We start from the raw sequence: 12,200 nt of genomic DNA on the forward strand, positions 1-12,200 counted from the left end.
TCAGGGGCGTTTCTTTTTCCTTTTTCCCATCAAAACCAGTGCCATAACGTGTAATAACGAGGCCAGAGAACATTATGTCTGAACTGATTGTGACGCCGTCGTCCGACGCATCTGCCATTTCCATCGCCACGCCGAAGAAAGAAAAAATCAACCTGCTGGATCTCAACCGTCAGCAGATGCGTGAATTTTTCCACGCGCTGGGCGAAAAACCGTTCCGCGCCGACCAGGTCATGAAGTGGATCTATCACTACTGCTGTGATGATTTCGATGAGATGACCGACATCAACAAAGTGCTGCGCGGCAAGCTGAAAGAGATGGCCGAAATTCGCGCGCCGGAAGTGGCCGAAGAGCAGCGCTCTGCCGACGGCACCATTAAGTGGGCCATTCAGGTCGGTGGCCAGCAGGTCGAAACCGTGTATATCCCGGAAAAAGACCGCGCCACGCTGTGCGTCTCCTCGCAGGTCGGCTGTGCGCTGGAGTGTAAATTCTGTTCCACCGCCCAGCAGGGCTTTAACCGTAACCTGCGCGTGTCCGAGATCATCGGCCAGGTGTGGCGCGCGGCGAAGATTATCGGTGCGTTAAAAGTCGCCGGTCAGCGCCCGATCACCAACGTGGTGATGATGGGTATGGGTGAGCCGCTGCTCAACCTGAATAACGTGGTACCGGCGATGGAGATCATGCTGGACGACTTCGGCTTTGGCCTGTCAAAACGCCGCGTAACGCTCTCCACCTCTGGCGTGGTGCCGGCGCTGGATAAGCTGGGCGATATGATCGACGTGGCGCTGGCGATCTCGCTGCACGCCCCGAACGATGCCATCCGCGACGATATTGTGCCGATCAATAAAAAGTACAACATCGAGACCTTCCTTGGCGCGGTCAGCCGTTACATCAGCAAGTCCAATGCCAACCAGGGGCGGGTGACCATTGAGTACGTGATGCTCGATCACATCAACGACAGCACCGACAACGCGCATGAGCTGGCGGCGCTGCTGAAGGATACGCCGTGCAAGATCAACCTGATCCCGTGGAACCCCTTCCCGGGCGCGCCGTATGGCCGCAGCTCTAACAGCCGCATCGACCGTTTCTGCAAGGTGCTGATGGACTACGGCTTTACCACTATCGTGCGTAAAACCCGTGGCGACGATATCGATGCCGCCTGCGGCCAGCTGGCCGGGGACGTGATCGACCGTACCAAACGCACGCTGAAGAAGAAGATGGCCGGTGAATCCATCGCTGTGAAGGCGCTCTGAAAACAGCGATGAATCCGCTGCAATAACCGTCTTTGCGCTTCCCGCCCGCACTGAACGGTGCCAGGCTGGTTTTTTTCAGCCAGATAAAGCGCCGGGAGGGACGGGTGAAAACAGGGAGCAAGGGACTGTGGGCCGCCGTGTTGCTGGGCATGCTGCTGAGTGGCTGCCAGCGACCACCGCAGCGGGAATCGCTGGTCGATACCCGCCTGCAGCTGGGGCTGGCATGGCTGGCGCGCGGTGAGTTATCCGCCGCCGAACGCAATCTGCAGCGGGCGCTGGCGCTGGCCCCGGAGGATTATCGCACCCGGCTGGCCATGGCGCGGTTTCAGCAGCAGAGCGGGGACGCCGCGGCTGCGGCAGAGTCCTACCGTCAGGCGCGGCAGCTGGCACCGCAAAACGGCTATGTGCTTAATAATTACGGTGCGTTTCTCTGCGGATTAAGGCAGTATGATGCGGCACAGCGGCAGTTCAGTCGGGTGGCGGAATCTTCAACAGGCGGCCTGCGGGCCGACAGTATTGAAAATTCAGGCTACTGTTACCTGAATGCCGGTGAGCCTGAGCCAGCACGTGATGCGCTGGCTAAGACGGTACGGTACGATCCAGCCAGAGGGATGCTGTTGCTGGCTGAAGCCGAAAGGCGCTATGGAAAGGGGAGACGTGCGGAATCGCGCCTCCTGTTAGATGTTTACCAACAGTCTTTACCTGCTTCGGCAGAGAGCCTGTGGTTAGAGATTCGCTTCGCCGCGCAGGAGAACCGGCCCGATGACGTTAGGCGTTACGGAGCACGGCTTGCGCGAATTTTTCCACTTTCGATACAGTACCAGCATTTTTTAGCTAATGAATACTGAAGCCACTCAAGAAAAATCTAACGTAAATTCCACAGGCGAGCGCCTGCGCAGCGCCCGTGAACTCAAGGGGCTGACCCAGCAGAACGTTGCTGAGCGCCTGTGCCTGAAACTTTCCACCGTGCGGGATATTGAAGAGGACAAATCGCCTGCCGATCTCGCCTCGACCTTCCTGCGCGGCTATATCCGTTCCTATGCTCGCCTGGTGAATGTACCCGAAGAGGAGCTGTTACCGATGCTGGCTAAACAGGCACCGGTACAGGCCGCCCGCGTGCAGCCAATGCAGAGTTTTTCACTGGGCAAGCGCCGTAAAAAGCGCGATGGCTGGCTGATGATCTTCACCTGGCTGGTGCTGTTTGTGGTGGTCGGTCTGACCGGTGCCTGGTGGTATCAGAACCACAAGGCCGCGCAGGACGACCTGGTATCGATGTCCGATCAGAACGCCTCGGTCGGCAGCGATAACGGCCAGTCGATTCCGTTAACCGACGGCAGCGCCGACGGCGCGAACAACATTGAACTGCAACCGTCAGCGCCGTCTGACAGCACGCCTGCCGCTGATGCGGCGGGCGCTGCCCCGGCAGCTGCGGCGCCTGCGGCGACCGCTCAGGCGCCTGCCGCCACGGCAGCACCTGCTCAGGCTGCGAACACACAGCCTGTGGTGGTTTCACCTTCACAGGCACCGGTGGATAACGCCAGCGCACAGCTGCCAACCGGCAGCGCGGCGGTCAGCGCACCGGCGGCAGACCCGAACGCGCTGGTGATGAATTTCACCAACGACTGCTGGCTTGAAGTCACCGATGCGGCGGGTAAAAAACTGTTCAGCGGTGTTCAGCGCAGCGGTGGTAAACTCAGCCTGGCGGGTACCGCTCCTTACCGCTTAAAAATCGGCGCACCTGCCGCAGTGCAGATCGAATACCAGGGTAAACCTGTCGATCTGAGCCGTTTTATCCGTACTAACCAGGTTGCTCGCCTGACTCTGGGTGCGCAGTAACGCCTCTGCCCCGGCGCGAGTAATTATGGAGAACCAATATGCACAGTGAAGTCCCCATTACCCGTCGCAAATCCACACGCATTTACGTCGGGAAAGTGCCCGTGGGGGATGGCGCACCGATTGCCGTCCAGTCCATGACCAATACCAAAACGACCGATGTCGCCGCCACCGTGGCCCAGATTAAAGCGCTGGAGCGGGTAGGGGTCGACATCGTTCGCGTTTCCGTGCCGACCATGGACGCCGCGGAAGCCTTCCGCCTGATCAAACAGCAGGTCAACGTACCGCTGGTTGCCGATATCCACTTTGACTATCGCATTGCTTTGAAAGTCGCCGAATACGGTGTGGACTGCCTGCGCATTAACCCAGGCAACATCGGTAACGAAGAGCGTATCCGCAGCGTCGTCGACTGCGCGCGTCACTACAACATCCCGATCCGCATCGGCGTCAACGGCGGTTCGCTGGAGCGTGACCTGCAGGAAAAATATGGCGAACCGACGCCACAGGCGCTGCTGGAATCGGCAATGCGCCACGTTGATCATCTCGACCGTCTTAATTTTGACCAGTTTAAGGTCAGCGTTAAGGCCTCTGACGTGTTCCTTGCCGTAGAATCCTATCGCCTGCTGGCAAAGCAGATCGATCAGCCGTTGCACTTAGGCATCACCGAAGCCGGTGGCGCGCGTGCCGGTGCGGTTAAATCTGCCATCGGCCTCGGCCTGCTGCTTTCTGAAGGGATCGGCGACACGCTGCGTATTTCGCTGGCGGCCGACCCGGTAGAAGAGGTGAAGGTCGGTTTCGATATTCTGAAATCGCTGCGCATTCGCTCGCGCGGGATTAATTTTATCGCCTGCCCGACCTGTTCCCGTCAGGAATTTGACGTGATCGGCACGGTCAACGCGCTGGAGCAGCGGCTGGAAGATATCATCACCCCGATGGATATCTCGATCATCGGCTGCGTGGTCAACGGGCCCGGCGAAGCCACCGTCTCCACCATGGGCGTGACCGGCGGCAGCAAGAAAAGCGGTTTCTACGAAGACGGCGTGCGCCTGCGCGAGCGTCTGGATAACGACAATATGATTGACCAGCTGGAAGCGCGTATCCGCGCCAAAGCGACGATCCTCGACGAAACCCGTCGGATCAACGTACAGCAGGTCGAAAAGTAATGAGCCGGGAGCGACGCACGCCGGCCTGAAAACAGGTCTTTACGGCGGCCGTTCCCCTGACACATTTAATTTGAGAGAGAATTCGTGGCGAAGAACATCCAGGCCATTCGCGGCATGAACGACTACCTGCCTGCCGACACCGCCGTGTGGCAGCGCGTTGAGCAGATCCTCAAGCAGGTGCTGGGCAGCTATGGTTTCAGTGAAATCCGCCTGCCGATCGTCGAGCAGACGCCGTTATTCAAGCGCGCAATTGGTGAAGTCACCGACGTGGTTGAAAAAGAGATGTACACCTTCGATGACCGCAACGGCGAAAGCCTGACGCTGCGCCCGGAAGGTACCGCAGGCACCGTGCGTGCCGGTATCGAGCACGGCCTGCTGTATAACCAGGAGCAGCGCCTGTGGTATATCGGTCCGATGTTCCGTTACGAGCGTCCGCAGAAAGGGCGCTACCGCCAGTTCCATCAGATCGGTGCCGAAGTGTTTGGCCTGCAGGGGCCGGATATCGATGCCGAACTGATCCTGATGACCGCCCGCTGGTGGAAAGCCCTGGGGATCTCTGAGCACGTGCGCCTGGAGCTGAACTCAATCGGTTCACTGGAGGCGCGTGCTAACTACCGTGACTCGCTGGTGGCCTTCCTTGAGCAGCACATCGAGGTGCTGGACGAAGACTGCAAGCGCCGTATGTACACCAACCCGCTGCGCGTGCTGGACAGCAAAAACCCGGACGTGCAGGCGCTGCTGAACGACGCGCCGGCGCTGGCCGACTACCTGGATGACGACTCCCGCGAACACTTCAGCGGCCTGTGCGCGCTGCTGGATGCCGCCGGCATTGCTTACACCGTCAACCAGCGCCTGGTGCGTGGCCTTGACTACTACAACCGCACCGTATTTGAGTGGGTGACCAGCAGCCTGGGTTCGCAGGGCACCGTCTGTGCCGGCGGCCGTTATGACGGCCTGGTTGAGCAGCTGGGTGGCCGCGCCACCCCGGCGGTCGGTTTTGCCATGGGGCTGGAGCGTCTGGTCCTGCTGATTCAAACCGTTAACCCGGAATTTGAACCGACGCGCAATGTTGATGTCTATGTTATCGCTTCAGGTGCCGGGGTGCAGGGCGCAGCGATGATGCTGGCAGAGCAGCTGCGTGACGCGCAGCCGGATCTGAAGCTGATGACCAACTTTGGCGGCGGCAACTTCAAGAAGCAGTTCGCCCGTGCGGACAAGTGGGGTGCCCGCGTCGCGCTGGTGCTCGGCGAAGATGAAGTGGCGAAAGCGCAGGTCGTGATTAAAGATTTACGTAATGGCGAACAGCAAACGCTGGCGCAGCAGGACGTAGCCGCCACGCTGGCGGCGATGTTACAGCACTAAGCCCAAAGCAAACAGACGATTTAAAGGAGTAGTACTGCGTGGAATCGTATAGCAACGAAAACGAACAGGTTGACGCGCTGAAGAATTTCTTCGCTCAGAATGGAAAAGCGCTGGTGGCTGGCGTGGTGCTGGGCGTCGGTGCCCTGGTCGGCTGGAAATACTGGAGCAGTCATGAAGACAGCGGCTCCCGTGAGACGTCGGCGGCCTATCAGCAGGTGACCGCAGCGCTGGATGCCAGCAAACCGGCTACGCTTGACGCGGCGGCGAAGTTCGCCAGCGACAACAACAACACCTACGGTGCGCTGGCGTCGCTGGACCTCGCGAAGCGTTATGTTGACAATAATCAGCTGGATAAAGCGGCAGCCCAGCTGCAGAACGGTCTGCAGGATACCAAAGATGCCAACCTGCAGGCGGTACTGAATCTGCGCCTGGCGCGTATTCAGCTGCAGCAGAAACAGCCGGATGCGGTATTAAAAACGCTGGAAAACATCAAGGGTGACGGCTGGGTAGCCATCGTCGCCGATGTTCGTGGTGAAGCGCTGCTCAGCAAAGGGGATACCCAGGGCGCACGCGACGCGTGGAGCAAAGGCGTCGCGGCCGATACCTCTTCCGCGCTGAAAGAGATGCTGCAAATGAAAATGAATAATCTGCCAGGTTAATAGCGAATAATTTGGCCTGCACAGGCACAAGAGGGATTTCATGGAATTGCGTAAGATACTGTTGCCGGGACTGATTTCAGTCACTTTACTCAGCGGATGTTCATGGTTTAGCGGTGAAGAGGACGTGGTCAAAATGTCCCCTCTGCCAACCGTGCAAAACCAGTTTACTCCGGAAAAAGTCTGGAGTACCTCGGTGGGTAACGGCGTGGGTGACTTCTACTCGAACCTGCATCCGGCCTGGGCTGACAGCACCGTTTATGCGGCAGACCGCCACGGCGTGGTAAAAGCGCTGAACGCCGGCGACGGTAAAGAGCAGTGGAAGGTCGATCTGTCTGAAAAGACCGGCTTCTTCTCCAGCAATCTCCCGGCCCTGCTGTCCGGCGGCCTGACCGTTGACGGCGGCCACGTCTACGTCGGCAGCGAGCGCGCGCAGGTTTACGCGCTGAACAGCAGCGACGGCTCCGTGGCCTGGCAGACCAAAGCCGCCGGTGAAGTGCTGTCGCGCCCGGTGATTAGCGATGGTCTGGTGCTGGTACACACCAGCAACGGCATGCTGCAGGGTCTGGACCAGACCAGCGGCGTGGTGAAGTGGACGGTGAACCTGGATATGCCGGCGTTGAGCCTGCGCGGTGAATCTGCCCCGGCCGTCGCCTTTGGTGCGGCGATCGTCGGCGGTGATAACGGCCGCGTCAGCGCCGTGATCCTGAATCAGGGCCAGATTATCTGGCAGCAGCGCATCTCTCAGCCAAGCGGCGCGACCGAGATCGACCGCCTGGCAGACGTTGATACCACCCCGATCGTGGTAAACGGCGTGGTGTATGCGCTGGCCTACAACGGCAACCTGACCGCCCTCGACCTGCGTTCCGGTCAGGTGATCTGGAAGCGTGAAATCGGCTCTGTTCACGACATGATCGTCGACGGTGGCCGTATTTTCCTTGTCGATCAGGATGACCGCGTCATTGCGCTGAGCACCGAAGGTGGCGTGACCATCTGGCGCCAGAGCGATCTGCTGCACCGCAACCTGACCTCACCGGTGCTCTATAACGGCTACGTGGTGGTTGGCGACAGCGAAGGCTACCTGCACTGGATCAACACCGAAGACGGGCGTTTCGTGGCTCAGCAGAAACTGGACAGCTCCGGTTTCCAGACCGAGCCGGTGGTGGCCAGCGACAAGCTGCTGATCCAGAGCAAAGACGGCGAAGTGTACGCGATTACGCGTTAATCTCACCGCGGTAACATCCGCACCCGGCCGTGATTAACCACGGCTGAATTGCGGAAAAAACGGCTCCTGAACGTTCAGGAGCCGTTTTGTTTTTTTCCGGGCGTGTTATCCTTAGCGCCATCAGCCCGATCCCTGCGACTTAAAATCCTGTGTTTGACAGAAAATCGCTTCGCAGCGGGCCCTATTTTTCAGTTATGAGGCTTTAATATGGTACCTGTGGTCGCGCTGGTCGGGCGTCCCAATGTGGGAAAATCTACCCTTTTTAACCGTTTGACGCGCACGCGAGATGCGCTGGTGGCGGATTTCCCTGGACTGACCCGAGATCGCAAATATGGTCGCGCCGAGGTCGAAGGGCGTGAGTTTATTTGTATTGATACCGGCGGTATCGATGGCACCGAAGAGGGCGTGGAAACGCGTATGGCCGAACAGTCGCTGCTGGCGATTGAAGAAGCCGACGTGGTGCTGTTTATGGTAGACGCCCGTGCCGGTCTGATGCCCGCCGATACGGCCATTGCTAAGCACCTGCGCTCCCGTGAAAAGGCAACCTTCCTGGTGGCCAACAAAACCGACGGTCTGGATGCCGATGCCGCCGTGCTCGACTTCTGGTCGCTGGGTCTGGGCGAGATCCACCCGATCGCCGCTTCACACGGCCGTGGCGTCACCAGCCTGCTGGAGATGGTGCTGCTGCCGTGGATGGACGAAGTCGACCCGCGTGAAATCACCGAAGAAGAAGAGAACGCCGCCTACTGGGCAGAGCTGGAGCGTGAAGCCGCTAAAGCCCGTGGCGAAGCGGTGGAAGAAGAGCCCGAAGAGGAGTTTGACCCGCGCACGCTACCGATCAAGCTGGCTATCGTTGGCCGCCCGAACGTCGGTAAATCAACGCTCACCAACCGTATTCTCGGTGAAGAGCGCGTGGTGGTGTACGACATGCCGGGCACTACCCGCGACAGTATCTATATCCCGATGGAACGTGACGAACGTGAATATATTCTGATCGACACCGCCGGGGTACGTAAGCGCGGCAAAATCACCGACACCGTAGAGAAGTTCTCGGTGATCAAAACGCTACAGGCGATTGAAGATGCCAACGTAGTGATGCTGGTGATCGACGCCCGTGAAGGCATCTCCGATCAGGATCTGTCGCTGCTGGGCTTTATTCTCAACAGCGGGCGTTCGCTGGTGATTGTGGTCAACAAGTGGGATGGCATGACAGAGGAAGCGCGTGCAGAGGTGAAAGAGAACCTCGACTTCCGTCTGGGCTTTATCGACTTCGCCCGCATCCACTTTATCTCCGCGCTGCACGGCAGCGGGGTGGGCAACCTGTTTGAGTCGGTAACCGAAGCTTACGACTGTTCCACCCGCCGCGTGAACACCTCGATGCTGACGCGCATCATGAATATGGCGACTGACGATCACCAGCCACCGCTGGTACGTGGCCGCCGCGTGAAGCTGAAATATGCCCACGCCGGTGGTTATAACCCGCCGATTGTGGTGATCCACGGTAACCAGGTGAAGGATCTGCCGGACTCCTATAAGCGCTACCTGATGAACTACTTCCGTCGTTCACTGAAGGTAATGGGTACGCCGATCCGCATCCAGTTCAAAGAGGGTGAGAACCCGTATGAAGGCAAGCGTAACCTGCTGACCCCGACTCAGCAGCGTAAACGTCAGCGCCTGATGAGCCATCTGAAAAAGAACAAACGTTAATACCGCAAAGGGCCCCGAGGGGCCCTTTTTGCTGGGCACAAAAAAGTGTTAACCCTGGAAAATATGCAGTTAATCATTTTGTGCTATACCCAATAGCAGGGAGCGCAGTCATACAGGGGTTGTTAATTTTCTGTTTATTAAATTATGAACCTGGTGGTACAATCCTGCCGCTTTCCAGCAGTGCCCCGGCGCGCCAGCCGTGCCATAGCGGCAGTTGCTTGCAAAGCAGGACGGGTTATACCCGTGTACGATGTTAATAAAAATAAGGTCTTAGCGATTAGCGCCTTATTTTCTCCAGGAGTATTTCTGTATGCCTCAGACAAATGCAGGGTCAGCGAAAGGGCTGGGCTTGTGGTGCTTCCTGCTGGGAATCATTCTCCTTGCAACAGGCCTCTATTTCATCATCGGCGGCGGTAAGCTGATCTCGTTCGGCGGTAGCTGGTACTTCGTACTGGCCGGCCTGGTGACGCTGGCTTCTGCCGTGCAGTTCTTCCGTCGTAAATCCTCAGCCGTCACCCTGTTTGCGGTGGCCGCCGTCGGTACCGCGATCTGGGCGCTGGCCGACGTCGGCCTTGACTTCTGGCCGCTGGTTTCCCGCGTGGTGTTCTTCGCCGGCATGCTGTTGCTGGCGCTGATCACGCTGCCCGCGCTGCGCAAGCGCGAAGGCAAAACCACGCTGGCTAAACCCGCTTACGGCTTCAGCGCCGTGCTGGTGGTGGGCCTGCTGGCGACCTTCTGGGGCATGTTCCAGCCGCACCCGACCGTGCCGTTTGCCGGTCAGGAACTGCCGCTGGTGCCGGTCGATAAGAGCAAGCAGCAGAAAGACTGGGATAACTACGGCAACACCGCCGGCGGCAGCCGCTTTGTGGCGCTGGACCAGATCACCCGCGATAACGTGAAAGATCTGAAACCGGTATGGACCTTCCACACCGGCGATACGCCAATTAGCCCGACCGGTAACGGCGCGGAAGATCAGCAGACTCCGCTGCAGGTTGGCGATCGCATCTTCCTGTGTACGCCGCACAACAACATTATCGCCGTGGACGTCGACAGCGGTAAGCAGCTGTGGAAAACCGAGATCAATGCGCAGTCCCAGGTGTGGAACCGCTGCCGTGGTCTGGCTTATTTTGACGCCACCAAACCGCTGCAGCAGCCAACCGTGCCGGACTCTACCCCGGTTCCGGCTGTGAGCCTGGCCGCCGGTGATACCTGCCAGCGTCGCCTGCTGATGAACACCATCGACGCACGTCTGGTGGCGGTTAACGCCGACAACGGCGAGCTGTGCCAGAACTTTGGTAACAAAGGTTTTGTTGATTTGAAAGCCGGCCTGGGCGATGCGCCAGACCCGCAGTATCAGCTGACCTCCGCGCCTACGCTGGCCGGTACTACCGTGGTGGTAGGCGGTCGCGTAGCCGATAACGTGCAGACCGACATGCCTGGCGGCGTGCTGCGCGGCTTTGACGTGGTGACCGGTGCGATGCGCTGGGCGTTTGACCCGGGCAACCCGGATCCGAATGCGTCACTGAGCAGCGATAAGAACTACGTGCGCAGTACCCCGAATTCGTGGGCACCGATGTCCTACGATGCGGCGATGAACACCGTGTTCCTGCCGATGGGCAGCTCGTCGGTGGACCTGTGGGGTGCCAACCGTAACGCGCTGGATCATAAGTACGGTGCCTCGATCCTGGCGCTGGACGCGACCACCGGTAAAGAGAAGTGGGTTTATCAGACCGTGCATAACGATCTGTGGGACTTCGACCTGCCGATGCAGCCGAGCCTGATCGACTTCCCGCAGAAAGATGGCACCACCAAACCTGCGGTAGTGATCGGCACTAAAGCGGGCCAGATCTACGTGCTGGATCGTCTGACCGGCAAGCCGCTGACCGAAGTGAAGGAAGTGCCGGTTAAGCCTGGCAATATTCCGAATGAGCAGTACACGCCAACCCAGCCGAAGTCAGTCGGTATGCCTGAGATTGGTGCCGGTACGCTGACGGAATCGGATATGTGGGGTGCCACGCCGTTTGACCAGCTGGCCTGCCGTATCGGCTTCAAGTCCATGCGTTATGACGGCCTGTACACCGTACCGGGTACCGATATGTCCCTGAGCTTCCCGGGTTCCCTGGGCGGCATGAACTGGGGCAGCCTGTCTACCGATCCGAACAACCACTATATCTTCGCCAACGATATGCGTCTGGGCCTGTGGGTTCAGATGATCCCGGCGAAAACCACCAGTGGTCCGGCCAGCAACGGCGGCGAAGCGGTGAATACCGGTATGGGCGCGGTGCCGCTGAAAGGTACGCCGTTTGCGGTGAATAAGAACCGCTTTATGTCGCCGCTGGGCATTCCGTGCCAGAAGCCACCGTTTGGTACGCTGTCCGCTATCGATCTGAAGACGCAGAAGATCGTCTGGCAGGTGCCGGTGGGTACGGTGCAGGATACCGGTCCGTTCGGTATTAAGATGAAGGCGCAGATGCCGGTGGGTATGCCTACGCTGGGCGGTACGCTGGCGACTCAGGGTGGCCTGGTGTTTATCGCCGGTACGCAGGATTACTATCTGCGTGCGTTTGATAGTTCAACCGGTAAGGAGGTGTGGAAAGCACGTCTGCCGGTGGGTAGTCAGGGTGGCCCGATGAGCTATGTGTCACCGAAGACCGGTAAGCAGTATATTCTGATTTCTGCGGGCGGGGCGCGTCAGTCGCCGGACCGTGGTGATTATGTGATTGCATACGGTTTGGATAAGTAAGCCCGGTTAATTCGTCGAGCTGAATCAGGCCCCTTCCATTGCGGAGGGGCTTTTTTTTTGCCTTGAGGTTGAGGGCAAGGGCAAAGGCTCGTTGCCTGTTGGATCCAGATACGTCGGGCCTGTCAGCGGGCGACCCTGCGCGGGTTACCCCGCTCCGGGCTCATCCCGCTGCCCTCCCGAAAAATTGACTTGTTTGTTGACTGGGGGGTTCAGGGCTCGTTGTCTGGGGGATCGAGATACCTCGGGCCTGTCAGCGGGCGA

Annotated in this window: 9 protein-coding genes; all 9 read left to right on the forward strand. The window is 58.9% G+C overall.

What is annotated here, in order from left to right:
- Nucleotides 1-74: 74 nt before the first annotated feature.
- Nucleotides 75-1,250 (forward strand): bifunctional tRNA (adenosine(37)-C2)-methyltransferase TrmG/ribosomal RNA large subunit methyltransferase RlmN, encoded by a 1,176-nt coding sequence (locus ASF13_RS16895; protein WP_056238915.1) that lies wholly within the window; start codon nucleotides 75-77, stop codon nucleotides 1,248-1,250.
- A gap of 149 nt (nucleotides 1,251-1,399) precedes the next feature.
- The gene (gene pilW / locus ASF13_RS16900; protein WP_056238918.1) at nucleotides 1,400-2,098 is read left to right on the forward strand and encodes a type IV pilus biogenesis/stability protein PilW; all 699 of its coding nucleotides are present in this window, start codon (nucleotides 1,400-1,402) and stop codon (nucleotides 2,096-2,098) included.
- The gene (gene rodZ / locus ASF13_RS16905) at nucleotides 2,088-3,086 is read left to right on the forward strand and encodes a cytoskeleton protein RodZ (RefSeq protein ID WP_056238922.1); all 999 of its coding nucleotides are present in this window, start codon (nucleotides 2,088-2,090) and stop codon (nucleotides 3,084-3,086) included. The genes pilW and rodZ overlap by 11 nt, the downstream gene beginning before the upstream one ends.
- 38 nt (nucleotides 3,087-3,124) lie before the next feature.
- Entirely contained in the window at nucleotides 3,125-4,246 is a 1,122-nt protein-coding gene (gene ispG / locus ASF13_RS16910; RefSeq protein WP_056238925.1) for a flavodoxin-dependent (E)-4-hydroxy-3-methylbut-2-enyl-diphosphate synthase, read from the forward strand.
- Nucleotides 4,247-4,330: 84 nt separating this feature from the next.
- Nucleotides 4,331-5,608: a histidine--tRNA ligase gene (gene hisS / locus ASF13_RS16915; protein WP_056238927.1), complete on the forward strand. Its 1,278-nt coding sequence runs from the start codon at nucleotides 4,331-4,333 to the stop codon at nucleotides 5,606-5,608.
- Nucleotides 5,609-5,646: 38 nt separating this feature from the next.
- Nucleotides 5,647-6,267: a YfgM family protein gene (locus tag ASF13_RS16920; RefSeq protein ID WP_056238929.1), complete on the forward strand. Its 621-nt coding sequence runs from the start codon at nucleotides 5,647-5,649 to the stop codon at nucleotides 6,265-6,267.
- Nucleotides 6,268-6,307: 40 nt separating this feature from the next.
- Nucleotides 6,308-7,489, forward strand: coding sequence for an outer membrane protein assembly factor BamB (gene bamB, locus ASF13_RS16925; protein WP_056238932.1), 1,182 nt, complete (start codon nucleotides 6,308-6,310; stop codon nucleotides 7,487-7,489).
- A gap of 207 nt (nucleotides 7,490-7,696) precedes the next feature.
- The gene (gene der / locus ASF13_RS16930; RefSeq protein ID WP_056238936.1) at nucleotides 7,697-9,196 is read left to right on the forward strand and encodes a ribosome biogenesis GTPase Der; all 1,500 of its coding nucleotides are present in this window, start codon (nucleotides 7,697-7,699) and stop codon (nucleotides 9,194-9,196) included.
- A 310-nt stretch (nucleotides 9,197-9,506) separates the two neighbouring features.
- On the forward strand, nucleotides 9,507-11,939 hold the full coding sequence (locus ASF13_RS16935) for a glucose/quinate/shikimate family membrane-bound PQQ-dependent dehydrogenase (RefSeq protein ID WP_056238939.1): 2,433 nt from the start codon (nucleotides 9,507-9,509) through the stop codon (nucleotides 11,937-11,939).
- Nucleotides 11,940-12,200: the final 261 nt, after the last annotated feature.

The organism is Erwinia sp. Leaf53 (genome assembly GCF_001422605.1).
Lineage (GTDB): Bacteria > Pseudomonadota > Gammaproteobacteria > Enterobacterales > Enterobacteriaceae > Erwinia.

Excerpts from the sequence above, each read along its gene's own strand:
- pilW (WP_056238918.1), top strand. The coding sequence starts at position 1,400 with ATGCTGCTGAGTGGCTGCCAGCGACCACCGCAGCGGGAATCGCTGGTC.
- ASF13_RS16935 (WP_056238939.1), top strand. The coding sequence starts at position 9,507 with ATGCCTCAGACAAATGCAGGGTCAGCGAAAGGGCTGGGCTTGTGGTGC.
- ispG (WP_056238925.1), top strand. The coding sequence starts at position 3,125 with ATGCACAGTGAAGTCCCCATTACCCGTCGCAAATCCACACGCATTTAC.
- rodZ (WP_056238922.1), top strand. The coding sequence starts at position 2,088 with ATGAATACTGAAGCCACTCAAGAAAAATCTAACGTAAATTCCACAGGC.
- bamB (WP_056238932.1), top strand. The coding sequence starts at position 6,308 with ATGGAATTGCGTAAGATACTGTTGCCGGGACTGATTTCAGTCACTTTA.
- der (WP_056238936.1), top strand. The coding sequence starts at position 7,697 with ATGGTACCTGTGGTCGCGCTGGTCGGGCGTCCCAATGTGGGAAAATCT.
- ASF13_RS16895 (WP_056238915.1), top strand. The coding sequence starts at position 75 with ATGTCTGAACTGATTGTGACGCCGTCGTCCGACGCATCTGCCATTTCC.